Annotated in this window: 26 protein-coding genes and 2 riboswitches; of the genes, 8 read left to right on the forward strand and 18 right to left on the reverse strand. The window is 35.7% G+C overall.

Annotated features, from left to right (window positions below):
* Positions 1 to 6: 6 nt before the first annotated feature.
* Both comGB and comGA read right to left on the reverse strand, forming a co-directional pair.
* Positions 7 to 1,044, reverse strand: a complete 1,038-nt coding sequence (comGB, locus tag MKY70_RS22190; protein WP_088034275.1) for a competence type IV pilus assembly protein ComGB — start codon at positions 1,042 to 1,044, stop codon at positions 7 to 9.
* Complete coding sequence (gene comGA, locus MKY70_RS22195; protein WP_088034273.1) at positions 1,031 to 2,074, reverse strand: competence type IV pilus ATPase ComGA; 1,044 nt, start codon at positions 2,072 to 2,074, stop codon at positions 1,031 to 1,033. Before comGA ends, comGB begins: the two co-directional genes overlap by 14 nt.
* Before the next feature lie 205 nt (positions 2,075 to 2,279).
* Here comGA and MKY70_RS22200 point away from each other — a divergent pair, with 205 nt between their 5' ends.
* The 3 genes from MKY70_RS22200 to MKY70_RS22210 all read left to right on the forward strand — a co-directional run bounded on the left by MKY70_RS22200 (position 2,280) and on the right by MKY70_RS22210 (position 4,999).
* Positions 2,280 to 2,975 (forward strand): helix-turn-helix transcriptional regulator, encoded by a 696-nt coding sequence (locus tag MKY70_RS22200; RefSeq protein WP_002014995.1) that lies wholly within the window; start codon positions 2,280 to 2,282, stop codon positions 2,973 to 2,975.
* Between the two features lie 280 nt (positions 2,976 to 3,255).
* Complete coding sequence (locus MKY70_RS22205) at positions 3,256 to 3,498, forward strand: DUF2626 domain-containing protein (RefSeq protein WP_002015110.1); 243 nt, start codon at positions 3,256 to 3,258, stop codon at positions 3,496 to 3,498.
* 106 nt (positions 3,499 to 3,604) lie between these two features.
* Complete coding sequence (locus MKY70_RS22210) at positions 3,605 to 4,999, forward strand: L-cystine transporter (protein WP_002138338.1); 1,395 nt, start codon at positions 3,605 to 3,607, stop codon at positions 4,997 to 4,999.
* Between the two features lie 80 nt (positions 5,000 to 5,079).
* On the opposite strand, the gene MKY70_RS22215 is transcribed toward MKY70_RS22210, so the two are convergent.
* Positions 5,080 to 5,490 carry a hypothetical protein gene (locus MKY70_RS22215; RefSeq protein ID WP_165689457.1) on the reverse strand — a complete coding sequence of 137 codons (411 nt, stop codon included), beginning with the start codon at positions 5,488 to 5,490 and terminating at the stop codon, positions 5,080 to 5,082.
* Positions 5,491 to 5,559: 69 nt separating this feature from the next.
* The gene (locus MKY70_RS22220; protein ID WP_002034026.1) at positions 5,560 to 5,775 is read right to left on the reverse strand and encodes a DUF3912 family protein; all 216 of its coding nucleotides are present in this window, start codon (positions 5,773 to 5,775) and stop codon (positions 5,560 to 5,562) included.
* 252 nt (positions 5,776 to 6,027) lie between these two features.
* Between MKY70_RS22220 and MKY70_RS22225 the strand changes: the two genes are divergently transcribed.
* A complete protein-coding gene (locus MKY70_RS22225) occupies positions 6,028 to 6,339 on the forward strand; it encodes a hypothetical protein (RefSeq protein ID WP_002165070.1) in 312 nt (103 codons plus the stop codon).
* Positions 6,340 to 6,374: 35 nt separating this feature from the next.
* Here the strand turns inward: MKY70_RS22225 and MKY70_RS22230 are convergent, their stop codons facing one another.
* The 6 genes from MKY70_RS22230 to MKY70_RS22255 form a co-directional block, all read right to left on the reverse strand.
* Positions 6,375 to 6,863 (reverse strand): hypothetical protein, encoded by a 489-nt coding sequence (locus tag MKY70_RS22230; RefSeq protein WP_002015119.1) that lies wholly within the window; start codon positions 6,861 to 6,863, stop codon positions 6,375 to 6,377.
* Positions 6,864 to 6,971: 108 nt separating this feature from the next.
* Entirely contained in the window at positions 6,972 to 7,349 is a 378-nt protein-coding gene (locus MKY70_RS22235) for a nucleoside 2-deoxyribosyltransferase (RefSeq protein ID WP_002034029.1), read from the reverse strand.
* Positions 7,350 to 7,446: 97 nt separating this feature from the next.
* Positions 7,447 to 7,689 (reverse strand): DUF3966 domain-containing protein, encoded by a 243-nt coding sequence (locus tag MKY70_RS22240; RefSeq protein WP_085960924.1) that lies wholly within the window; start codon positions 7,687 to 7,689, stop codon positions 7,447 to 7,449.
* Positions 7,690 to 7,930: 241 nt separating this feature from the next.
* Positions 7,931 to 8,989, reverse strand: a complete 1,059-nt coding sequence (locus MKY70_RS22245; RefSeq protein WP_002067149.1) for an undecaprenyldiphospho-muramoylpentapeptide beta-N-acetylglucosaminyltransferase — start codon at positions 8,987 to 8,989, stop codon at positions 7,931 to 7,933.
* Positions 8,990 to 9,007: 18 nt separating this feature from the next.
* A complete protein-coding gene (gene metH / locus MKY70_RS22250; RefSeq protein WP_088034270.1) occupies positions 9,008 to 12,406 on the reverse strand; it encodes a methionine synthase in 3,399 nt (1,132 codons plus the stop codon).
* Positions 12,406 to 14,238 (reverse strand): bifunctional homocysteine S-methyltransferase/methylenetetrahydrofolate reductase, encoded by a 1,833-nt coding sequence (locus MKY70_RS22255; RefSeq protein WP_341025710.1) that lies wholly within the window; start codon positions 14,236 to 14,238, stop codon positions 12,406 to 12,408. The genes metH and MKY70_RS22255 overlap by 1 nt, the downstream gene beginning before the upstream one ends.
* Positions 14,239 to 14,308: 70 nt before the next feature.
* Positions 14,309 to 14,418, reverse strand: a riboswitch (SAM riboswitch).
* Between the two features lie 202 nt (positions 14,419 to 14,620).
* Positions 14,621 to 14,734: riboswitch (SAM riboswitch) on the forward strand.
* An 89-nt stretch (positions 14,735 to 14,823) separates the two neighbouring features.
* On the opposite strand from MKY70_RS22255, the gene metI reads away from it, so the two are divergent.
* The 3 genes from metI to MKY70_RS22270 all read left to right on the forward strand — a co-directional run bounded on the left by metI (position 14,824) and on the right by MKY70_RS22270 (position 17,897).
* Complete coding sequence (gene metI, locus MKY70_RS22260; RefSeq protein WP_341025711.1) at positions 14,824 to 15,936, forward strand: cystathionine gamma-synthase/O-acetylhomoserine thiolyase; 1,113 nt, start codon at positions 14,824 to 14,826, stop codon at positions 15,934 to 15,936.
* Entirely contained in the window at positions 15,933 to 17,096 is a 1,164-nt protein-coding gene (gene metC, locus MKY70_RS22265) for a cystathionine beta-lyase (protein ID WP_088034266.1), read from the forward strand. The genes metI and metC overlap by 4 nt, the downstream gene beginning before the upstream one ends.
* A 510-nt stretch (positions 17,097 to 17,606) precedes the next feature.
* The gene (locus MKY70_RS22270) at positions 17,607 to 17,897 is read left to right on the forward strand and encodes an ArsR/SmtB family transcription factor (RefSeq protein WP_000894375.1); all 291 of its coding nucleotides are present in this window, start codon (positions 17,607 to 17,609) and stop codon (positions 17,895 to 17,897) included.
* A 150-nt stretch (positions 17,898 to 18,047) separates the two neighbouring features.
* Here the strand turns inward: MKY70_RS22270 and MKY70_RS22275 are convergent, their stop codons facing one another.
* Entirely contained in the window at positions 18,048 to 19,160 is a 1,113-nt protein-coding gene (locus tag MKY70_RS22275) for a class I SAM-dependent methyltransferase (protein WP_088034264.1), read from the reverse strand.
* Positions 19,161 to 19,169: 9 nt separating this feature from the next.
* Positions 19,170 to 19,799 (reverse strand): MBL fold metallo-hydrolase, encoded by a 630-nt coding sequence (locus MKY70_RS22280; RefSeq protein WP_088034262.1) that lies wholly within the window; start codon positions 19,797 to 19,799, stop codon positions 19,170 to 19,172.
* Between the two features lie 170 nt (positions 19,800 to 19,969).
* Between MKY70_RS22280 and MKY70_RS22285 the strand changes: the two genes are divergently transcribed.
* On the forward strand, positions 19,970 to 20,143 hold the full coding sequence (locus tag MKY70_RS22285) for a DUF2759 domain-containing protein (RefSeq protein ID WP_002015138.1): 174 nt from the start codon (positions 19,970 to 19,972) through the stop codon (positions 20,141 to 20,143).
* An 80-nt stretch (positions 20,144 to 20,223) separates the two neighbouring features.
* Here MKY70_RS22285 and glcK read toward each other — a convergent pair whose 3' ends face one another.
* The 6 genes from glcK to phoU form a co-directional block, all read right to left on the reverse strand.
* On the reverse strand, positions 20,224 to 21,207 hold the full coding sequence (gene glcK / locus MKY70_RS22290) for a glucokinase (RefSeq protein ID WP_002034037.1): 984 nt from the start codon (positions 21,205 to 21,207) through the stop codon (positions 20,224 to 20,226).
* A 19-nt stretch (positions 21,208 to 21,226) separates the two neighbouring features.
* Positions 21,227 to 21,427 carry a YqgQ family protein gene (locus MKY70_RS22295; protein ID WP_002015140.1) on the reverse strand — a complete coding sequence of 67 codons (201 nt, stop codon included), beginning with the start codon at positions 21,425 to 21,427 and terminating at the stop codon, positions 21,227 to 21,229.
* A gap of 104 nt (positions 21,428 to 21,531) precedes the next feature.
* Positions 21,532 to 22,110: a 5-formyltetrahydrofolate cyclo-ligase gene (locus MKY70_RS22300; RefSeq protein WP_088034260.1), complete on the reverse strand. Its 579-nt coding sequence runs from the start codon at positions 22,108 to 22,110 to the stop codon at positions 21,532 to 21,534.
* 105 nt (positions 22,111 to 22,215) lie between these two features.
* On the reverse strand, positions 22,216 to 22,365 hold the full coding sequence (gene rpmG, locus MKY70_RS22305) for a 50S ribosomal protein L33 (protein ID WP_001265616.1): 150 nt from the start codon (positions 22,363 to 22,365) through the stop codon (positions 22,216 to 22,218).
* A 68-nt stretch (positions 22,366 to 22,433) separates the two neighbouring features.
* The gene (locus tag MKY70_RS22310) at positions 22,434 to 24,788 is read right to left on the reverse strand and encodes a sugar phosphate nucleotidyltransferase (protein ID WP_088034258.1); all 2,355 of its coding nucleotides are present in this window, start codon (positions 24,786 to 24,788) and stop codon (positions 22,434 to 22,436) included.
* 345 nt (positions 24,789 to 25,133) lie between these two features.
* A complete protein-coding gene (phoU, locus tag MKY70_RS22315) occupies positions 25,134 to 25,790 on the reverse strand; it encodes a phosphate signaling complex protein PhoU (RefSeq protein ID WP_002015145.1) in 657 nt (218 codons plus the stop codon).
* Positions 25,791 to 25,937 lie beyond the last annotated feature (147 nt).

Genomic DNA, 25,937 nt, shown 5'->3' on the forward strand with positions numbered 1-25,937 from the left:
TGCCCCCTATATAGAATTCATCATTTGAAACATCGGCATAATCATCGCTAAGTACATCAAAATGACTATAACCCCAAGACATGTAAATAAAATGGGTTGAATCACAAATAACATACGTTTAATTTTTTGTTCTACCTTTTCAATAATGTGCTCACTGTAATCACCAAGCTCATTTGCTAAATTACCGTTTGCTTGTCCATGCGTAATGATATAAGAAAGTTCTTTCTCGTAATAACCGCTTTTATCAATAATAGATTGTAACGGTTCTCCTGCAATTAATTGCCGCTCAATTCGGTCTGCTTCATACTGAAAGAACGGATGATACTTTTGCTTCATCATTATTGTTAATGCTTCGTGTACCGACAATCCACCGTGTAATAAACCACTTAATTGAGTGGAAAAATAATGCGAATGATTTAAAATAAGAAATTTTTTCATAAGGGGAATACGGATCATAATCTTTACCTTTTGAGTAGGCGGAAGTTTTCGGAAATAAAATATATATAAACTAAATCCCGTTATAACGATAAGAACAATCATATAAATGAAGTAGGGTAATAATTTAATTGCAACTAAAATTTGCTCCGTAAGTGGTGGTGCTGTAGAACGTAAAGAACTATACATCATTTCAAACTGAGGCAATAAAATGAGGTTAAAAACAGAAAGCATAATCATTAAAAAAAATGATAAAAACATAGGATATCGCATTACTTTCATCATATCTTTCCTATATTTATCTTTCTTGTAAAGAAGTACGCTCCCTTGTTGCAAAGCAAAAGAAATGTCACCATGTCGCTCTGCATAAAACAAATAACTTAACATCTCAGAGTGAAACATTAATTGGTGAAAAGAAGCGTGCAAACTTTGTCCATTTTTCAATCCCTCGATCATACGCTGTAACTGTAATTTCTTTCCTAATGGTAGTTGCAACTGCAAAAATTCTAACGCCTGCAAAAGTGAGTAACCTTTCTCTAATAAATCACTTAATCTTTTACATAATAATGCTTGATCACTTAAACTCCATTTTCTCTTAAACATATACATCTTCTTCTAAAAAGCCTAAAGCATACCCTTTTCGAACCGACGATTCCAACGTTTTATAGTGATACGTAACATGTTCTCCACTTGCTTCTTTAATCGCTTGTTTTAATTCATATCCATATAACAGTTCATAAATGCTTGCCTGTCTCACTTTCCTCATTGATTTACATAAAGTTGCACACTTCCCTCTGCAAAATGGACATTTTAATTCGACGAGCCGCTGAGCAGCTACTGCTAATAATGATTGTTCAATTTCTTGCCTTGTAATACCATAATCCATAAATCGTAGTATCGCTCCTTTCGCATTATTTGTATGCAAGGTTGTCATTACTAAATGTCCCGTCAAACTGGCCCTTACAGCTACTTTTGCTGTTTCTTCATCACGAATTTCGCCAACTAAAATAATATCTGGATCATGACGTAAAATAGCCTTTAATCCCGTTTTATATGTGATACCAGCTTTTTCATTTATTTGAATTTGTAATAAACCGTCTTTTCTTTGCTCAACTGGATCTTCCAGTGTAATGATGCGACGTGTTTGCCATTTTCTAGCTACTTCTAATAACGCATACATTGTTGTTGTTTTTCCAGAACCAGTTGGCCCAGTAAATACGAGTAACCCATGAGAATGCTTTAAAAAAGAGAGTAATTTTTCCGCTGAACTTGGAAATAACGAAAGATGAGACAGTGGCTGTACAGATGCTTGTAAATGGAGGCGAATAACGAGACTTTCTTGATATACTGTTGGAAGTGTTGAAAAGCGTAAATACACTTCTTGTCCATCAATTTGTAAGTACAACGAACCATTTTGAGGTTTTCTCCTCTCTCCTATATCCATTGATGCTAAAAATTTAAAGTGTGAAACAAGCTTTTCTCCAAATTCTTTCTCAATACACCGTTTCGTAATTAAATCTTTTCCAATACGTAATTGAATCGCCACATCCTTCTGCCTGGGCACAATATGTAAGTCCGATGCTTGCACCCTACAAGCTTCTTTTATAATCATATTTGCAAAAAGCTCGACACTATTCATCAAGTTTCCCTCCTCACTATGTATATATCATAAAAAAATGCACAAGAAAAATTAGAGATTTTGTATTTTCACTAAGAGAAAAAGGAAAAATATGTTTGTGAAATTATGAACAATTTCCGAATTATTGTCTGAAATTACCTATATAGCAGTTTATCTGTATTATAATGTTAATATCTTGGATAAAGTGATAAAGGTGGAGATCCTCATGGAACAAGCTTTAAAAATTACAGGTGTATTATCTGACCCTACTCGTTATTATATTTATAAATATATTTCGCAAAAACATAATTACGTAACTGTACAAGAAATCGCAGATGAATTTAACATTCATCCAAACGTAGCGCGTTTACATTTATCTAAATTAGAAGATGTTAATATGCTCAAATCAGAAACAAAAAAAACTGGGAAAGGCGGCAGACCAAGCAGACTATACGTCTTGTCTCAAGATGTCATCCAGTTACAATTCCCATTTCGCGATTATCAATTATTAGCGCAGATAGCATTTAATTCACTGCTAAGCTTAGGTAGTGCTGGTGAAAAAGCGCTATATGAAACAGGGAAACAATTCGGCAAAGAATTAATGCAACAACATATGCATCGCTTAAATGTAAGTGCAGAAGCATTGACGATAGAACAAAAAATGCTAATCGCAAAAGAAGCATTCTCAACAGCTGGCTTATCCCCTGCTTTTGAATTAAGTACAGATGGCACAAAAATTTTCTATGATGTACACAATTGCCCATTTAAAGAAGTTGCTGCGCATCATCCGACTGAAATTTGTAATATGCACGGAGATATGATGAAGGGGATTTTTGAAATCCTATTCCCGAACGTGGAATTAACACGAAACGATAGTCTACTAGATGGCTGCAAATCTTGTAACTATAAAGTGAAACTTTAATCAGTGGGGGGTGTTCTTCCCCCACTGATTATTAGCTTTCACCAATCGGGCTTTTACGGGCAGTTATCTCCCACCTAATTTCCTCGCATTTGCCGAATTTTGAGATGGGAGTTTTACTGCCCACAAATAGCGGGATAAAGTTCAAATTTAGTTTTTCAACTAAGAAGAAGTCAATATTATAATTGGCTTCTTTTTTATATAAATGAATATTTACAATAGTTAGAAAAATAAACTATAATGAAAAGAGGTTTTACTTTTTTTAGAAAAGGAGGGAGATGGCATGGAGCGCATGTTTCGCGTTCTCGGCTTTTGGACTGGAATTTTCTCGGTTATGTTTTACGTAGGGGATATGCATTCGACCGCACTACTATTTTTAGGACAAACAGGATTCTTCGTACTTTTAAGTTATTTAAAATTAACAGAGCGTATGTATATATACGTATTCGGGGCATATTTAACCGTTTTCTTCATCGGATTTACATGGTACACAACATTTTTGCTTGTCCCTGGAGCTGGGCATTAAGAGATGGCAAATTGCCATCTTTTTTTAATTCCGCAATTCCCTAGTTGACTTATAGGTTTTATTACCTTATATTCTATATAACACATTGGAATTAGGGGGGATTAACATGAATACACTGCTTGTCGGGATTAACATCACAGTCATGCTCATTTTAGTTGGCGTATTGTATTATATGCAACGTAAGCATGTATCTTTTAATAAACGTGTATTTACTGCTTTAGGAGTCGGAATTATCTTTGGTCTTATATTACAATTTATTTATGAACCTACTTCTAAAGTAATTATCGAATCAAATACCTGGTTTAGTTTAATTGGTAACGGTTATGTGAAATTACTTCAAATGATCGTTATGCCACTTATTTTAGTATCTATTATTTCAGCATTTACAAAATTACAATTAACGAAAAACCTTGGTAAAATCAGTGGTCTTATTATCGGAATTTTAATTCTTACTACAGGAATTGCCGCAGCTGTCGGTATAGCTGCAAGCGCAGGATTTGATGTATCAGCAACAGGATTACAACAAGGTGATGCAGAATCTGCTCGTCTGAAATTAGTAGAAGAAAGATTTACTTCTATTGAAAAGACAACAATTCCAGACAAATTGTTAGAACTGTTGCCTACGAATCCTTTTCTTGATTTAACAGGTGCTCGTCCAACATCAACAATTTCTGTTGTAATATTTGCAGCCTTTATCGGGATTGCCTTTATAGGTGTAAAACGAAAATATCCAGAACAAGCAGAGCTATTTAAGAAAATGCTTGATGCTGTATATGCAATCGTAATGCGTATGGTAACATTAATTTTACGTCTTACTCCATACGGCGTATTAGCTCTTATGGCAAAGACAGTTGCTGGTAGCGATATTAACGCTATTTTAAAACTTGGTAACTTCGTTTTAGCATCTTACGTAGCTCTTATCGTAATGTTTATCATTCACTTATTATTAATCGCATTATCTGGTTTAAATCCAATTCAATATTTGAAAAAAGTGTTCCCTGTATTAACATTTGCATTCACATCTCGCTCTAGTGCTGGTGCAATGCCATTAAATATTGAAGCTCAAAAAGAAAAGCTTGGTATTTCTGAAGGAATCGCTAACTTCGCTGCATCCTTTGGGGTATCTATCGGTCAAAACGGTTGCGCAGGTATTTATCCAGCAATGCTTGCTATGATGGTCGCTCCAACTGTAGGAATTGATCCATTACAACCACAATTCATTTTAACTTTAATCGCTGTCGTTGCTATTAGCTCATTCGGTGTTGCCGGTGTTGGTGGCGGTGCAACATTCGCAGCGTTAATCGTACTATCTACAATGAACTTACCAATCGGCATTGTCGCTCTTGTTATCTCCGTTGAACCATTAATCGATATGGGTCGTACAGCTCTTAACGTAAGTGGTTCTATGACAGCAGGTCTTATTTCTAGTAAATGGCTTGGTGAATTAGATCAGGATACGTACAATCAAGATGATGTAAAAACTGGTGAGATTGCTTCATAATAAAAAAAGACGCTAACAATTTATACTGTTAGCGTCTTTTTTATTATGTTCCATCTCTATACATCTTCTCTTGAAAGTTATCACTCCAAGTATTCTTCTAGTTGCTCTTTTAACTCTTCCTCAATCTCATAACAAGATTCATCAACAAGTTCCCCTACTTTCTTACTTCCCCAAATGCTTAATTGAATTTGCATTCCTAAAAAGATTCTTTCGCATTTCCAAATTGGAATATTATAAAATCCAATCATCTCTTTTTCTTCATCTAATATAGCTATGGCAACTGATGAATAATAACCCACCTCAAAAGGATGCTCTTTATCTTTAACAAGTTCCATAGATAGTTCCATGTTTTTCTCTATGTATAAATATGAATACTCTTTAAAAAGTTCAAGTGATATTCGCTCTATTCCATTCTCCATACATTGAATCTTCTCTTTCAACTCCAATGTAAGCTCCTGTGCTTTATATTTCATTTCCGCCTCCTTAAACATAGAAAAAGAGAATACAATAACATATTCTCTTTTCTCAAATATATTTCATTATCTCACAGCCCGTCCCTTTCACAAATAACCATTTTGCTCGCACCATGTATGAAATTGTCCTACATCTACTCCAACTAACACGATATCCTTTAGCTCTACATCAATACTTTGTTCTCCAATTACAATAGCAAAATGGGATTCTAATTGTTTTTCATTTTTCTTTACAGTTCCAATTCGGTTCCGATGCGGCCCATTTTTTATATATGCTTTTTGTCCTACAATATCAAAGTTCAAGATTCTCACCTCTTTTACTGCGCTCAAATTGGAAATACAATCTCCACCTCGGAAAATTTCCTTTCATTGCACTATTTCTCTATATATATGACGAAACAATAAAAGAGTCCTTCCTTCTTTACAATTATTTTTTCTTTGTTTCATTTTTATGATTGAAACGTAAAGTTTATAATAAAATACACTTGGAAGCGCTTTCTACGTAATTTTTTATGTTATAATATAAAAGTAGAACTTCGTAAAGAGGGTTAAAAAATGAATATAAACATGATTAACAAAGTAATTGAAGCATTAAAAGTATATGGCTTTCAGGATGTATCATTCTGTGAAGAAACGAAGCAATTTTTATTTCATAACGAAACCGATATTATGAGCGGCTATGCAGAAATAACATATAGTAGTCAATTCGAAAAATTTAACGTACAAATTCATCCAATTGAAACGCATCACCAAGCAGAGTTACAAGAGGTTGAAAGACATATACAAGCTTGCATACGAAAAGTAGAGTATTTAAATGCACTTCTTACTGGACAAACAAAGCTAGATGATAAAATTATTATTATGTAAAAAAAAAGAACGTGAAGCTATCACGTTCTTTTTCATTATACGTTCATTTTCCCCTTCAGCTGTAATCCTGTAACAGATTCTAATACATCCATCGCTTCTTCAAACGTCATATCAAAAATTGTCTTCTCTTCTATATAGGGAAACTGTCTAAAGCGCTTTTCTAACATTTTCACTGCATCCGATGTGAAGTTTGCGCTATCAATGCCAAATTCTGTTTCAAGAAGCACAATCCAATCTAACACATGAAAACCTAATCCATTTACGAATGAAATAAGTTTTTCTTCTGGCTGTGGAGATAAGAATACGTTTCGCTCCAGCTCACTGAAAAGTTCTTCTCCTAAAATTCCTGCTAACTCATCATCATGTTCGCGTTCAATAATCTCTTCATAACCGTAATCATCAACAAGCTCTTCTACTTCTTCACTATCCGCAAAAAGCAATTGACTAAGAATTGCATCTTTCTTAAATTCACTGTTTTGTACAACCTCTAAAAAACTTGTTTCCCATCCATTTTCTAATTTCATATTTATAACTCCTTTATATGCTTTACTTATAATAACTGTGCCCAAAATAGCCTAATGGTAACCTTCACTCTTTTTTTGCAAGAAATATTTCTCGCTGCATTCCCACGTCTAACATTCCACTTTATTCAATATATATGAGACAAGCCCCTCAATTTCTCCTTCGAAAATATCAACTTCTCGTAAATGGTAGAATGTCGTTTGCAACTCATTGCCCTTGTGATATATATAAATTTTCTTTTCTAAAGCAATTGCCATCCCTAATTCTGTATGACTTCCATTCCCACCCTCTAGTATGAGTAAGAAAACATCAGCTTCTCGTATCGCTTCTTGTTCTTCTTCACCAATCTTTTGCAATTGTTCTCTATTGGTTGCTCTTTCATTTTTCGTCCAATCATATGTATGCTGCCATCCCACTTCTTTCAACTGGCTTGATACGAAACGAACAAGATGTTTATTTTGAAATCCTGAAGCAATATAAAATTTCATTTATATTCACTCCTTAAATATGTATGGGGAAACTCCTTTTTTAGCGTTAATGGGATTTTTTCAAAAAAAATCCCCATCCTTAGAACTTATTTGCGTTTCAATGATGGGGTGCCTCATGATCTTCTTTTATTTTTTGTTTTTTATAACTTTCATCAGCTAACATTTCTAGTTCAGCTGTTATTTCTGATTTTTCAAGCTCTCGTTCTTGTGAAAATTTCCGTGAAATATAAACAATAACACTACCAACGTACAACACAAAGCATATAATAAGTGCAGTATTTTCATAGAGACTTAGCTCCAACACAGTCACTCCTAATCCATTCGTATTTTCACGCTTAATCAATTGGAATTTCCCTATTAACCATTTGTTATCCCGCATTAACGGGCAGTAAGACCCCCACCTCAAAATTCAGCAAAAGCAAAGAAGTTAGATGTGGGATTAACTGCCCGTAAAAGCCCGATTGGTTCAACTAATAATCAGTGGGGATGCCCCCCCACTGATTAAAGTTTCACTTTATTGTAACATAAAAATATCAATTCTTGGAATCTTTCATCCTACTAAAAAAGACATGATTGTTTAATCATGCCTCTGAAATATGTTGAATGATAGTTTTAATCGCTTCTTTTCCATTATATTTTTTTAATGCTGTTTTATACGTCTCATTATTATGAGATAGCTCTTCTATATGCTTTATAAGTGAGTTCACCGTTACATCCTCTTCATATAATACCGATGCATACCCTTGTCTTTTAAAGGATTCAGCATTTAAAATTTGATCTCCACGGCTTGCAAATTTCGATAACGGAATTAAAACCATCGGCTTTTGCATTGTTAAAAATTCAAAAATCGCGTTAGATCCCGCACGTGAAATAACAAAATCTGTTGCTGCTAATATATCCGGCAACTCTTCATGTACATATTCAAATTGTCTATATCCTTCTTTATTTTGTAAGGATTCATCAAGATTTCCTTTTCCGCAAAGATGCACAATTTGATAATTTTTCAGAAGATCTGGAAGTGCCGATCGAACCGTTTCATTAATTTTCTTTGCGCCTAAACTTCCTCCCATAACAGTAATAACTGATTTCTTCCGGGAAAACCCTAGAAACTTTAAACCTTTTTCAAGATTTCCTCTTAGTACGTCTTCACGTACAGGCGATCCTGTATATATTACTTTTTCTTTCGGTAAATGTTTCGCTGCTTCTTCAAATGTAACAAATATTTTCGAGGCAAAACGGAGCGCAATTTTATTTGCTAGTCCAGGTGTCATATCAGATTCATGTAATAAAACTGGCACCCTATTTAGCCACCCTCCTATTACGACTGGTACGGATACGAAACCACCTTTTGAAAAAATAACATCCGGTTTTAGTTTACGAATTGTTACGTACGCATCCATAACACCCTTCATCACGAGAAAAGGATCTTTTATATTTTTCAAATCAAAATAACGACGTAGCTTCCCGCTTGCAATACTATGGTATGGGATTCCTTCTTTTTCTATAATCGTTTTCTCAATCCCTTGATGAGAACCAATATAAGAGATATCCCAGTTCTGCTTTTGTAAATGTGGAATAATTGCTAAATTAGGTGTTACATGCCCGGCCGAACCGCCACCTGTAAAGACTATTTTTTTCATACGTCTCCCCCTTCTACACTATAGTACACTAAAATACCTTGCCTCAGGGTGAGAAAATACCATAGCCGTTACAGACGCTTCTGGCTCCATCATAAATCCTTCTGTTAATGAAATACCTATTTCTTCTGGATGAATTAAGCGAAATAATTTTTCTTGATCAGCAAGTTCTGGGCATGCTGGATAACCAAATGATACGCGTATTCCTCTATATTTTGTACGGAATCTCTCTTCCATCGTCAGTTCAGGTGAATCTGGAATTCCCCAACGATCACGAATGAGCATATGTGTTTTTTCAGCAAGTCCTTCTGCTAATTCAAGTGCTAACGACTGAATCGCATGACTGCGTAAATAATCTCCCTTCGCCTTCCATTCCTCTGCAATATCTCGAACCCCTTCTCCAACGGTAACAGATAAGAAAGCGACATAATCCATCTCATCTCCAATCGGGCGTATATAATCTCCTAAAGTACGGTATGGTGCTTTCCCTTGTCTCGGAAATTCAAATCGCTCTATAATACGTGTGTGATCTTCCGGATCGTATATAATTATATTTTGTCCATCACTTTGCGCCGGGAAAAATTGATACACCGCTTTTGGGCGTAACCAAGATTGTCCTTCTTGTAATAATTCATCAATTAAATCATTTAGCTCATGTGCTCTTTTATCCCCTTCTTGCAAGAGTTTTTTTACGTTTCCTTTTAACCCAAGATGGTGTCCAATTAACATTTGTCTATTTAAAAACGGTGCAAGATGGAGGGCAGGAATATCCCGTAATACAACTCGTTTCGTCGAATCTGGCACTATAACAGTTGCTTTTGGCAACGGCTCAATAACTGCGGGAATTTCTATTTTTTTCTCCTCTTGTTTCACAATATGAAGATGGCGTTCCTTTTTATCTCGCTTCATCTTTTCACGTTCTTCTTCTTTTTGTAATTTGTTAATAATATCAAGACCTGTCATTGCATCACTTGCATAACATACGAGCCCTTTATAAGATGGAGAAATACGATTATCTGTAAATTTCCTCGTTAGTGCTGCACCACCTACAACAATTGGAATATCAATATTCGCTGCTTTTAAATCTTCAGCAGTCGTTACCATTTGTTGCGCTGATTTTACTAACAAACCAGAAAGGCCAATAATATCAGGTTTCTTTTCTTGTACTTCTTGAACAATTCGATCCGAACGAACATTAATTCCTAAATTAATAATTTCATATCCGTTATTTGATAAAATAATTTCAACAAGGTTTTTCCCAATATCATGTACGTCTCCTTTAACAGTCGCTAATAATACTTTCCCTTTTTTTGCACTCTCACTAGATTCCATATGTGGCTCTAAATAACTTACGGCAGCTTTCATACTTTCAGCACTTTGCAATACTTCAGCAACGATAAGCTCATTACCATTAAATAATCGCCCCACCTCATCCATTCCTGTCATAAGCGGCCCGTTAATAATATCCAGAGGTTTTCGTCCTTCTGTAAGCGCGAGACTTAGATCTTCTTGTAGTCCTTGCTTCGTACCTTCCACAATATAATTTGCCAGTCGTTCATCAAGCGTTAGCGTTTCTTGTGTAGCGACTTCTTTCTTTTTGGCAACACGGTAAAAGTTTGTGAATTTTTCTAACGTCTCTTTCGTCGTTTCAAATAATAATGCATCCGCAAGACGTTTTTCTTCCTCTGGAATTAACGCATAGCGTTCTAATTTTTCCGTATTAACAATCGCATAATCTAATCCTGCTTTCGTTGCATGATATAGAAAGACAGAGTTTAATACTTCACGTCCAGCTGGTGGTAAACCAAAAGATATATTACTCACACCTAGAATCGTTAAACATTCTGGTAACGCTTCTTTAATAAGACGAATTCCTTCTATAGTCGCTGCCGCTGAACCTATATATTCTTCATCACCTGTTCCTACAGGAAACACAAGCGCATCAAAAATAATATCAGATGGGCGTATACCATACTTTTTCGTTAGTAATTCATAGCTTCTTTTAGCAATCTCTATCTTTCTTTCTGCACTAACTGCCATACCATCTTCATCAATTGTCCCTACAACTATCGCAGCACCGTATTTCCGAAGAAGGGGTGTCACTTTTTCAAAACGTTCTTCTCCATCCTCTAAATTAATAGAATTGATAACACCTTTTCCTTGAATATAAGTAAGAGCTTTCGCCATAACATTTTCATCTGTTGAATCAATCATAATCGGTACTTTTAACACTTTCGTAACTTCTGCCAAGAATCTTTCCATATCTTCTATTTCATCACGATCAGGGTCTGCCATACAAATATCAATAATATGAGCATTTTTCTTCACTTGCGCTCTTGCCACTTCAGCAGCCTCTTCAAATTTCCCTTCTGCTACTAATCTTTTAAACTTACGCGATCCAATTACATTCGTCCTTTCTCCAACAAATAAAGGCCTCATAGAATCATCGTATTGCAACGCTTCTAGTCCACTAATTCCATGTCCAACCCTTTCATGATGCTCACGAGGATTAATCGAGGCAAGCGCCGATTTCATTACACGTATATGTTCTGGTGTTGTGCCACAACAACCACCAATAATATTAATCCATCCTTCTTCAGCAAAACGTTTTACTTTTTCAGCAAGTGACGCTGGAGATTCGTGATAATGCCCATCTTCATCAGGAAGACCAGCGTTTGGATAACACGAAATATAACACTCCGATAAATCAGATAGGGAACGTATATGTTCCCTCATAAATTCTGGACCAGTAGCACAGTTTAATCCAACCGATAATGGCTTCATATGCTCTACCGATAAATAAAAGGCTTCGATCGTTTGACCCGCTAAAGTCGTTCCCATCGGTTCAATTGTTCCAGAAATCATAATAGGTACTATTTTGTTTAGTTCTTCAAACGCCGATTGAATTCCAATGTACGCAGCTTTCACATTACGCATATCTTGACTCGTTTCAACGAGTAATACATCAACTTCTCCTCTTAATAGTCCTCTCGCTTGCCTTGTATAGGCTTCAATTAACTCTTCAAAAGTCACACCACCTGTAACACTAATCGCTTTCGTCGTTGGTCCCATCGCTCCCGCAACATACACTTCTTTCCCACTTTCTTTAACCGCTTGCTTCGCCAAAAGCGCTGCCCTTTCGTTTAACTCTTCATCTAAATGAGACAATGCATAATCACTTAATACAATATTTGTTGCACCAAACGTATTCGTTTCAATAATATCTGCTCCAGCTTCAATGTAGACTTTATGAATATTTAAAATAACATCCGGTCTTGTTTTTACTAAATATTCATTACAACCTTCGTATTCTTCTCCTCCAAAATCTTCCGCTGTTAAGTCTTCTTGCTGGATCATCGTTCCCATTGCACCATCTAATATTAAAATTTCATGTTGTAATCTCTCTTCTATTCGTTTCATCAATTAATACCTTCTTTCACTTCTTGCTTTTCTCTCACATATTTCACGAGATGTTCTGTAATTTCATATTTTAAAAACGGTGTAATAAGATAAATACCGTTAAAGTATTTCATCGCCGCATCGATCAACTCTTGTGAAATACGAATCCCTTCCTCTATGGCTGCCTCTTTCGTTTCATGTCCATCCATTCTTTGTCTTATCTCTTCAGGGAGAGTAATACCCGGCACTTCAAAATGAAGAAAATCTGCGTTCCGCTTACTTACTAACGGCATAATTCCAATAAAGATAGGTTGTTCCAAATGCTTTGTCGCTTCATATACTTCTTCTATTAAAGCAACATCATATATCGGCTGCGTTAAGAAATATTCAGCACCAGCATCAATTTTTCGTTCCATTCGCTTGACCGCTGCTTTTAAATGCCTTACATGAGGATTGAATGCCCCTCCGACAGAAAATCTTGTTGCCGGACCAATTGATTTCCCTAAAATAGAGCGTCCGTCGTTCATCTCTTTAATCATTTTAATGAGCTCTATCGATGACAAATCATATACAGAAGTTGCACCTGGAAAATCACCAACGCGCGCTGGATCACCAGTTAAAGCTAGCACTTCCTCCATACCTAATGCTGATAATCCAAGCAAGTGAGACTGTAGTCCAATGACGTTATGGTCTCTACACGTTAAATGCGTCAATACTGGAATATCATGCTTCGTTAATAATGCACCCATAGCCATATTCGAAACGCGAGGAGATGCTAATGAATTATCTGCTAGAGTAATAGCATCCGCTCCAGCCCTTTTCAGTGCTCTTGCCCCTTCAAAAAAACGCTGCGTGTCTAACGTTTTCGGTGGATCTAATTCCACTACAACTGTCGTTTGTTTCTTTGCCTTTTCTGCGAGAGTAACATGAACTCTCGAACGCTTCTCATGTGTATGGACCACTTTAGGCCTTTGAATCGTCTCCTTTGCTATTACAGGTGCAACATTTGCAATAGCACGTTTCATTCCTTCAATATGTTCCGGGGTAGTACCACAGCAACCACCTAATAAACGAATACCTTGTTCAATAAAGTTTGGTGTCATCTCTTCAAAATACGCTGGACTTCCCTCATATACGTAACGCCCTTCCACATAATTCGGGAGACCTGCATTCGGATATGCTGATAAATAGCCATTTTGAGGAATCGATATCATTTTGAAAGCTTCCGTCATATGAAGTGGCCCTAGTTGACAGTTCAATCCAACAACATTGGCACCGTAATCCAAAAGCTGTTTTAATATTTCATTGACATCATTCCCATTTTGAGTCGTACCTGCCTCATGTAACGCTAACTGAGCAACAATCGGAATATTCGTTTGTTTACGCAATACTTTAACGGCATGCAATAATTCAAATTCATCATAAAAAGTTTCTAATAGTAATCCATCAACCTGTTCTTCTAGTAAAGCACCTGCCTGCTCAAGTAACATAAATTCTCGCTCTATATCAGTCGTTGTAACAGCACCAATATGTTTCATACCTCCAATTGTCCCTAAAATTGCATTCCGCTCTGTTACTGATGCTTTCGCAATATTCACTGCCGCTTTATTAATTTGGACAACTTGATTTTCTAGACCATACATGCGGAGTTTCGCTTCATTCGCACCATACGTATTCGTTTGAATGACATCCGCTCCAGCGGCTACATATTGTTTATGGATCGATATAATTAAGTCCGGATCAGACAAATTCAATTCTTCAAAACTACTTTGTAAACCATGCGAATGTAATAACGTTCCAACCGCACCATCACCTATTACAATTCCTTTTGATAATAAATCTAGTAATTTCACGAATCTCCCTCATTTCTATCAATATAAAAACCCCCTCTTCACTTTGAAGAGGGGGACATAATTGTTCCTCCTCTTATTATGCAAAACACACGTTTTGCAGGTTTTAGCACCGTTTCAAACATTTAGTTTGAAGGTTGCCGGGTTTCACAGGGCCTTTCCCTCCACCGCTCTCAATAAGAGTTTGTCTTTATTATTTTATTTATGTAGCTAAAAGGAAATACGTTCCCCTTTTAACAATGTTTGTTAATTTTTTATAAATTTAGCACGCACTAAAATAAAAGTCAATGACACTTGCGGAAAAATAAAAATTATTTAAAATAAAGTTGCAATTCAATTATTTTTTGTTGTAAAGTTAAAACCATAATAAAATTTCATACGAACATTCTTATCTAGAGAGGTAGAGGGACTGGCCCTTTGACGCCTCAGCAACCATTAACATTCATTCGTTAATAAGGTGCTAATTCCAGCAAATTGTGAAAGATTTGACAGATGAGAAGAAGACTCTATTCAATCCGAAAGCCTTCTTCTTAGAAGGCTTTTTTTATTTTCACTTAGTCGTTCACTTTAAAAAGGGGGAATTTTCACATGTCAACAATCGAAACAAAACTAGCACAAATCGGGAACCGTAGCGAAGCTACAACAGGAACTGTTAATCCACCTGTTTATTTCTCAACTGCTTATCGTCACGAAGGAATTGGTAAATCTACTGGCTTTGACTATTCAAGAACTGGAAATCCGACTCGCGGTCTTTTAGAACAGGCAATTGCGGACTTAGAAAGCGGTGAGCAAGGGTATGCCTGTAGTTCAGGAATGGCGGCTGTTCTCCTTGTCCTTTCACTATTCCGTTCCGGAGATGAACTTATCGTATCCGAAGACTTATACGGAGGAACATATCGTCTATTTTCCGAACATGAAGACAAGTGGAATATTCGATGTAGATACGTAAATACACAATCTATTAAACAAATTGAGCAAGCAATCACATCTCAAACGAAGGCTATTTTCATAGAAACACCGACTAATCCATTAATGCAAGTAACTGATATCGCAAATGTAGCAAGTGTAGCGAAAAGGCACGGACTACTTCTTATTGTAGATAACACGTTCTATACACCTTATATACAGCAACCCTTAACAGAAGGTGCAAACATCGTCCTTCATAGCGCAACTAAATATTTAGGCGGACATAACGATGTACTAAGCGGACTTGTCGTTGCGAAAGGGAAATCACTTTGCGAGGAGATTGCTCATTATCATAATGCCTCTGGTGCTGTCTTAAGCCCGTTTGATTCATGGCTATTAATTCGAGGCATGAAGACTTTAGCACTTCGCATGAAACAGCATGAAGAAAACGCTCATGCAATTGTTGCTTATTTAAATGATGTAGATGGTGTGACAGATGTATTTTATCCAGGAAGAGGTGGTATGATTTCATTTCGCCTTCAAGATGAAACTTGGATTAATCCTTTCTTACAATCTTTATCCTTAATTACATTTGCTGAAAGTCTTGGCGGTGTCGAAAGTTTAATGACTTATCCAGCAACGCAAACTCATGCCGATATTCCAGAAGATGTTCGAACAGCACGTGGTGTGTGTAATCGTCTTCTCCGTTTTTCAGTCGGCATCGAAAATAGCAACGACTTAATTCGAGACTTAAAGCAAGCAATTAAACTTGTAAAAGAAGGTGTAAGAATATGAGTTATTCCATAGATACGCTTTTACTGCATAATCAATACAAGCATGACTCACACACAGGAGCTGTTAACGTTCCCATCTATAACACATCAACATTCCATCAGTTTGATGTAGATGCTTTCGGAAAGTATGACTATAGTAGATCTGGAAATCCAACACGTGAAGCTCTTGAAGATATCATTGCTTTATTAGAAGGCGGGACAAAAGGATTTGCCTTTGCATCAGGCATTGCAGCCATTTCTACTGCATTTCTCCTTCTTTCACAAGGTGACCATGTTCTTATTTCAGAAGATGTATATGGAGGTACTTATCGAATTGTTACTGAAGTTCTCTCCCGTTATGGTGTTTCACATACATTTGTTGATATGACCAATGTGGAAGAAGTAAAAGAAAACATTAAACCAAATACGAAGCTCTTTTATGTAGAAACACCTTCTAACCCACTTTTAAAAGTGACAGATATTCGTGCTGTTTCTAATCTTGCAAAATCTATTGGTGCTCTTACTTTTGTTGATAATACATTTTTGACACCACTATTTCAAAAACCGCTTGATCTTGGCGCTGATGTCGTTCTTCATAGCGCTACAAAGTTTATTGCTGGTCATAGCGATGTCACCGCCGGATTAGCTGTCGTAAAAGATGAAGAACTCGCTCAAAAGCTCGGCTTTCTACAAAACGCTTTTGGTGCTATTTTAGGACCGCAAGATTGTTCTCTCGTGCTTCGCGGCATTAAAACATTGCATGTACGTCTCGAACATTCAGCTGCAGGTGCCAACAAAATCGCACATTTTTTACAAGAGCACTCTAAAGTTCAAAATGTCTATTACCCTGGATTACAAACACATCTTGGCTTTGATATTCAACAATCTCAAGCGACATCCGCTGGAGCTGTCTTATCTTTTACTCTGCAGTCAGAAGATGCACTCCGCCAATTTTTATCGAAAGTAAAATTACCTGTTTTTGCAGTTAGTTTAGGAGCCGTCGAGTCAATTCTTTCCTATCCAGCTAAAATGTCACATGCGGCTTTATCACAAGAAGCTCGTGATGAAAGGGGCATTTCGAATTCATTACTTCGCTTATCAGTCGGCCTTGAAAATGTTAACGATTTAATATCTGATTTTGAAAATGCTCTTTCTTATGTCGAAGAACCTGTAAATGCATAAAGGGAAGAAACGAAGCTGTGTACGAATAATAAAACTCTTCAAGAAATAAAATAGTTGTTTAAAAAGATGAACTCTAGAATAAATGACTGATGACTTGATTATTCTAAGATGTATCAGTTACATCCAAACATTTCATTATCATCATAAAGAAGCTGATCATAATCAGCTTCTTTTCTTTTAACCTGTTATATATTCTATATATAACATTATAATTCCTTTGTCATATTATTTTAAAAATTTTGTATATTCATTTGAAAGAATAAGAAAATCATGATAAAATTGTGTTACGAATATATCTATATCTTTCAATTTTTGAAACGCATCAAAATTTTCACTCAAAAATGTCATTTTACAAAACTGTGCAAATTTATCTATTTTATTTACATCAGGGTCTCTTTTCTTACAATTTCTTTACTTTAGGACTTTTTTTCTGCAACAACTGTTTTCTTTTCTTTGATTTTTTGGTATGTATAGTATGGTATAACAGCTCACACGGAGGTGGAAAAGAACATGTTAGAAACCTTTCAAAAAGAAATAGAACTATATGAAAGCAATGCAGAATTATTGAAAGTGCTTGCTCATCCTGTTCGCTTATGTATTGTAAAGGGATTAATTGAACGTGGCCCAAGCAACGTTTCTACAATGTACACAGGCTTAAACATGCCACAATCTACAATTTCACAGCATTTAGCAAAGTTAAAAAGTGCTAAAATCGTTTCTAGTGAAAGAAAAGGATTGGAAATTTACTACAAAGTAGAAAACGAAACAATCATTCAACTCGTTCGCGTATTATTAGGTTAGGGACCTATAGACAGAGAAAAAGAGTGTATTCTATATTTTTCATCTCATATCTTTAATATAAATATATATCATGAGAGAAAATATATAATGCTACATAATTAAAAGTCGTATTAAAAAACAAGACACAGAAAATACTGTGTCTTGTTTTTTTCATATTGTTAAATATTGATTCAAAAGTAAATTCTTCATATCTTTTGTGTGTATAACAACATCGAAAGCATTACCTAATCCTCCGTTCAAAATCATAGAGCGAATAGCTCTATTTAGTTTTTGAGTTTCAGAAAAAGGGTTGGTATCTTGATGGCTAGCAAGCTGATCTAATATTCCTGCTGCTAACAAAAACTCTGATTGCTTCCTATGCCATATCGTATTAATTCCTTGTAGCTCAAAATTCATCTTCAACTCATCCCAATGAACATGCGTAGTAAGGTCCATTTCTCCTGGATATGCAAGAGGATTACGAATTAGCTTGTGCTTATAATATCCTCTTAAACTTCCTTCACGATGTGCAGGATGCATCCATTCTTCTTTTGTATATCCATAATCAACTGTAATACATATACCTTTCTGAAACCATTTCGCAATCTCTTCTATATACTCTTCCATTGCAATAGGCACTTCAAAGCGCTGTCCCTCAGCAATATGAATGTTATATTTCAATAAGTAACGACCGACTCTTTTCTCTATCGGTCTAAATACTTCTGTAAGGTTTCCTTCATCTGTATACGTGATACGTACTTCATACAAAATTCCATTTCTTTTCTCAACTATCTCAACAGGAAACGCATCAAATAATTCATTCGAAAAAATAATTCCTTCGAAAGACTCTCCCATTTCAATATAAGATGTATAATACGACACATTATCAAATAAGCAAAGCCTCTCCTGTTGTAGCCTTCTATGAAAAGGGCTCACGTCAATAATTGAATAGTTTAAATTGATAAAGGTTTCCGGAGATAATTGTTTCCATTCTTGTAAAACATCATAGGCAAACTTTCCTGTTCCCCCACCAATCTCACAAATATTTGGAGAAACTTCTCCCTTTTCAACAAGCCGAATAAAAAACTTAGCAAAAGTCTTCGCAAATACAGAAGATACATTGCTACTCGTAAAAAAATCTCCCTGTCTTCCAATTTTTTCACGTTCTCTCATATAATACCCATGTTCCTCTGCATATAATACGAGGTTCATATACGTACTATATGAAATCGAATGATCCTTTTCTTTTCCCATCCATTCTCTTAAATTGAGCTCCATCCCCATAATGACTCCTTATTGTAAAAATGGATTATTTTCTTTTTCAAAACCAATGCTTGTTTCTGGACCGTGTCCACATAGCACCGCTGTTTCATCTGGTAATACAAATAATTTCTCTTCAATACTTCCAATTAATTCAGCAAAACTTCCACCAGGTAAATCCGTTCTTCCAATACTCATTTGGAACAATACATCTCCAGAAAATACAGCATTCGCTTCTTTACTATAATAAGAAATACTTCCTGGAGAATGTCCTGGTGTCTCAAAAATTTCAAAACTAAAAGAACCAATCGTTAATGTACCCTCTTCGTCAATAATATGATCTGCTGGTTTTGTTGTAATACTGCGGTTCATCATAAAAATTTGCGAGCCATTCACAGTTGCATCGCCTAACCAATCCGCTTCTTCTTTATGTACGTATACAGGAATATGAAAAGCGTCTCTCACCGCATCAACAGCACCGATATGATCGAAATGAGCATGTGTTAATAAAACCGCAAGTGGCTTTAACTGCGCTTCCTGTAAATATGTAACAAGTTTCTCTCCTTCATGACCAGGATCAAAAATAATACACTCATTTTGATCATTCGTTAAAATATAAGCATTTGTTTGTAATGGGCCTAAAGGCATTTGTATCCATTTCATATGAAAATCTCCTCCAGTTATTTAATTTACTTTTAATGATACAACATTTCTTTCTCTTAGGAAAAGAAGGCGTGTCATCTCGACAATCATTTTTAAAACATGTACAATATAAAAGAGTAAATATTCTAAAAACTCATTCTAAGGAATGAGTAGACAGAGGAGGATATTGTATGGGCCTTGTTATTATTTTTACGCTAGTCACTCTGTTAGCTGTATTTGCTACGCTTAGAACACTTCGCGAAAAAAACTTATTCGCGGGCGGCTTCGCTATTGCAACCGTACTTGTTTTCGGATGGTTTACAATCATGACTGTTCTATATAATGGGTACCCACCAACAGCTTAATCTATTTACATTTTTATTCTCCAACAAGATCTTGCATAAAAAGAGGAAGGGGGCCCCTTCCTCTTTTCATTATTCACTACTTATATCATCTTCGCCTCGTATTTGTGCTTTTTTACAAGCCACGCTCCTCCAATTACACCTGCATCATTACCAAGTATTGCAATTGCTAACTTCGTACTCTTTACAGCACGAGAGAAAGCATATTGCTCGAAATAACGTTGAATTGGCTCTAATAGTGCGTCTCCAGCTTTAGATACGCCACCACCAATTACGATTTTCTCTGGGTTCAACGTACTAGCAAGGTTCGCTACAGCTAATCCTAAATAAGAAGCTACTTTTTCCACTACTTCACCTGCTAGTTCGTCACCTTGTCCAAGCGCTTCAAACACATCTTTTGATGTAATAAGCCCTTCTTCTGCTAACATAGAACGTAAAACACTTTCTTTATCTGTCTCTTGTATTTGTTGCATAGCAACACGTACAATACCTGTTGCAGAGGCTACCGTTTCTAAACAACCCGACTTCCCGCAATTACATGGAAAAGCGTTCTCTGTAACAACTGTAATATGTCCAATCTCACCAGCAGCACCGCTTATACCATGTACAATCTCACCATTGGCGATAACACCACCACCAACACCAGTGCCAAGTGTCATACAAATTAAATCTTTTGCTCCTTCACCGGCACCTTTCCACATTTCACCAAGCGCCGCTAAGTTTGCATCATTATCAATAACAACAGGTAATCCCGTTTCTACTTCTAGTAAATCTTTTAACGGATAGTTTTTCCATCCTAAATTAACCGCTTCATAAATCATTCCAGATGCCACATGTACAGGACCAGGAGCTCCCATACCAATACCAATTAGCTTACTTTTTAATTCACCTAATTCTTCTAACTTTTTATCAATAGCTTTCGCTACATCAAGTGTAATATGTTTTCCTTGTTCATTTGTATTCGTAGGGATTTCCCACTTATGTAAAATTTCACCGTACACATTAATAAATGCTAATTTAATCGTTGTCCCACCAAGGTCAACACCAACTAACCATTTCTCTTCCATGTTACGTACCTACCTTTATCTATTTCTTATTTATCTCTTTTTGAATTTCTTGCTTCAACAAAAATAAAGCTGTTTGATAGTCTTGTGGATCGATTAGCTGTGATTGATTTAATTCACGCAATTCATCTTGCATTAATTGTAAATCAGCGATTCGATCACCCGTATAAATAATCGTGCCAAATTTCTTTAGCAATTGCTGAATATCATAAATGGATATCATTTCATCACCCTCTATACTCACTTACTATAAAAAAATTATAATAAGAAAACGTTCACATATTTTATTATAATCAAGAAGAAAAAGTCTCGTCAATTTTTATTTGTCTATACAAGCCCATTTATAACCATTGTTCCTTTTTCTGTAATAATTTTTTCTATATTTTTATCAAATGGATCTACCGGAATATGTTTTACAATTTGAAAATTATAAGCTAATGATAGCGTTTTCCCTTTATAGTGCACGAGATAACGATCATAGTAGCCACCGCCATATCCAATCCGTTCCCCTCGCTGTGTATAAGCTACTCCTGGCACGATAAGAAGATCAATTTCACACGCATTCACTTCTTCCGTAAGCGCTGGAATCGGTTCACGTAAATTCATATATACTGTTTCTAATTGATTAAAATTACTAATTTGTCGGAAAGACATCGTTCTTGCCCCTTTATTACACTTCGGAACAACAATTTTCTTTCCTTCTTCCCAAGCTTTTTCGATAATAGGATATGTATTCACTTCATGCTCCATCGAGAGAGTGATTCCAATTGTTTTAGCTTCAACCCACTCTTTTTGTCCATACACCGAAACTGCAATTTGTTCCGATAAAGTTGTATACTGTTCTTCAGATAAAGAATTCATGTGTTCTATTATTTGTTTGCGTAAACGTATTTTCTCTTCTTTCACACACTTTTCCCCCTTGCAGTGACACTTTACTCTACGAAGATAGTGTATCACTTTTACGTAGGAATCGCATAAAAAAAAGAAACAGTAGGAAAATATTCCTACTGCTTACTTTGTTTCACGGTGTAACGTAGACTTCTTGTCACGCTTGCAATACTTTTTAAGCTCGATACGCTCAGCGTTGTTACGTTTGTTTTTCTTTGAGATATAGTTACGATCTCCGCATTCTGTACATGCTAGAGTAATATTCACACGCATTCTTATTCCCTCCAGTACTAATAACTTAAATCAGACTATACTATAATACCACTTTTAAAATAAAAATTCTACACCTTTTGATATTGTCTAATTTTTTCTATAAGATTTTTCATGTTTTCCCTTGCTATTACTGGGTTTCTAGCATGCGAATACACTAAAAATTTCGGTTGTTTTGTGTCAGAAACGATATAAGACCACTCTTTTTCGGTATATTTGAACTGTATCCCTTCAAATATACCTTCTTCTTTTCTTTCCATATCGGCCAATAATTTCCTCATTACTTTCCCTTTTTCCTTCCATGAACATACAACTTCATCATAAAGTAGATACAGTGGCGGTGATTGCTCTGCTATGCTAAGTAATGTTTTTCCTTGCAACGCTATTAATTCGAATAATTTTCCAATTCGATATAAAATATCTCGTTTCCATCTTAATTGAAAAGAGTTTTTTTCGTTATGCATATAAAAGAGGAGATAACATTCCCCTAATTTCAAAGACATTGGGTAAACATTATCTGCTGATTCGAGTAATAAATCTGGAATATCTACTTCTTCAAAATCAGTTCCTTGGTAAATATTACTGTGAGTGTCATATAATTCGAAGCGATTTCCGTGTTCAGAAAACATAAGCGCCATATTTGCTTTACTCGATTTCATCAGAGCTTTCACATGATCTTTTTGTTCACTCGCGTAAATCCATGTAACTGTGCATCCAAGCCTTTGTAGAAAGATCATAAGTAAATGTTGTAACATATCATTTCTCTTATTAATAAGAAGATGAAACTTCTGTTTTTGTATCGTTTCAATATCAATACGCTCTAACACAGCTTCTACATAATTATTTACAGAAACGTGAACTAGCTTATTTCGCCCCATTTCTTTCTCAGAAGCGTAATAAAACGACTCAGACATATATACTTGTTCTATCGCTTTTTGCTGCTTATACGTTAAAAACGAGCCCTCCTTGCCATACAGTTGTATAACAATTCCTCTTTCGCTTTCCACTTGAACGAAAACTCCACCTGCACATTGCAAATTATGAATGGCATACTGAAAAAGCGATTCATTCATTTCTTTACATTCCATCGTATGAATCCCGCTGCCATGAATGGCATGGAGGAATAAATTTTTAAAGGAAGTTGTTTCTATATTTTCCTGACTTCCAATCAATATACTCTCTCCTTTAGCAAAAAGAGATCCATAAGCCATTGCAACTTTCACAATAAATTGAGGAGTAATTTCAACATTACCCCTTCCTACAATCCGGCTTTTTTGTAACCATCCTGCACTCTTTTCACTCTCTTTAACACCGGCAGAACCTACTATAGAATGACTATCTATCTCCTTATATGGCCATATTTTTCCTTTTTGCTTAATTACTGTACTTTTCCCTATATGACAATGATCCGCTACAATACTTTTTTGAAAAAGTGTAACATCATCTTCGACCATTGTATGATCTCCTATTGTTGTTTCTAACAACTCACAATTTTTCCCTATATGAGAGTTTGCAAAAATGATGCTTTTTTGAAGATGAGAATAACTTGAAACGATACTATTTTTCCCGATAATAGAGTACGGTTCAATTACAGCCCCTGCACCAATCATTGCTCCTTCCCCAATAAAAGAAGGACCATGAATTTTCGTCCCTTTTCCTATCGTTACACCTTCTCCCATCCACACCATTGGTAATACTTCTGTATATGGAATAGGCACCTTCAATTTTTTCGTCAACAAATCGAATTGAGCTTGCCGATATTGATCAAATGTACCAATATCTAGCCAATAGTCTTCTGATAAATATGCAAATAAAGCATTTTTATTTGCCAATAACGGAAACACATCATGACTGAAATCCGAAAATTCCATGGATGGTATGTAAGAAAAGATTTCTGGCTCCATTATATAAATACCTGTATTCACAATATTAGAAACTACCTCATTCCAGCTCGGCTTTTCTATATATCGTATAATTTCTTGTTCTTTATTCATTACAACTAACCCAAATGAAAGTGGGTTTTCTACTTCTTTCACAAACATCGTTACCATTCTCTTCTTCTGTTCATGAAATGCAATTCCTTCTGATAATTGAAAGTCAGTTAGTGCATCCCCACTAATAACAACAAATGTTTCATCTAAAAAACTTTCCGCTTGCTTAATACTCCCTGCTGTTCCAAGCGGAGGAGAATCTTCAAAATAATACAAGTTAACTCCCCACTTACTACCATCACCAAAGTATTGCTTAATGGCAGTACTCATATATTGAACTGTAATTGCAATTTCACGAATACCATGCTGACGTAATAATTCAATATTATATTCAAGAACTGGTTTTTCTAACAATGGTAACATCGGTTTTGGAGTATTACATGTTAATGGTCTAAGGCGTCTCCCTTTTCCTCCAGCTAAAATAACCCCCTTCATATACTTCAGCCTCCACTTATATAATGTTCAAGAACTCCGTATATCATTTACCCCACATTAACTGCAGTAAAAGTCCGGTTTGGTATGATCTAACAATCAGCGAGAGACAGCCCCACTAATTAAAGCCTCACTTTATAAATAAATGTACCTTTTAACTCCCATCAAAAAGAAAGCGCTTACCATTAACTTGGTAAAATAATTAATAAGACGTAACTAACATATATGTACTTATTTTCCCATTAATTATGATACATCTTATCATCATAGACTAAAGGAAACAACGAGCTTTTTTTGTCATGTTTTGACTAAAAAAAGCAGGTGATTTCTCATCACCTACTTTTCCCCCTACTCATTCAATAAATAATGCTTTCCTTTTACTACATAAAATACATTCTCGGCAATATTTGTAACATGATCTGCTACACGCTCAATATATCTTGCAACAAAGGATAGTTGTGTAATTTGTGTAATCGCTTCTGGTTGTCCAGGGATAGATGAAATAAATTCACGAATCGCCTTCCCATAAATTTCATCAACTGAATCATCCATTTCAGCAATTTGTTTAGCAAAAGTTAAATTTTCTTGCTCATATGCTTCTAATGCTAAATTTAACATCTTATGAGCAATCTCAAACATTTCCTCAAGATTATGCAAACTAACAACCACTTCTTTTTCACCAAGACGAATTGTTGATTTCGCAATATTAACAGCATGGTCTGCAATACGTTCTAAATCTGTCGCTGTTTTAATTGAAATGAAAATTCTTCTTAAATCACTTGCTACAGGCTGCTGCTTTGTAATAAGCATAAGCGCAAGGTCATTTATTTCCTCTTCTAAATTATCCATGCGATAATCCCCATCAATGACTTCTAACGCTTTCTCTACATCCCTGTTGTGAAGACCTTCCATAGCAATCAATAAAGCTCCACTTGCTAACTCACCAAGCTCGATCACCTTTTGCTGTAACGTTTTTAAATCACATTGAAACTGTTCTCTTACCATCATTTCTTCCCCCTCAATATTATGTGCCATTTTATATAAAGTGAAACTTTAATCAGTGTGGGGGTTTTTCATCCCCCACTGATTATTAGTTGAACCAATCGGGCGTTTATGGGCAGTTGATCTCCCAACTAACTTCTTTGTTCCAGC

The sequence above is a fragment of the Bacillus sp. FSL R9-9492 genome, from assembly GCF_038007365.1.
GTDB lineage: Bacteria > Bacillota > Bacilli > Bacillales > Bacillaceae_G > Bacillus_A > Bacillus_A mycoides.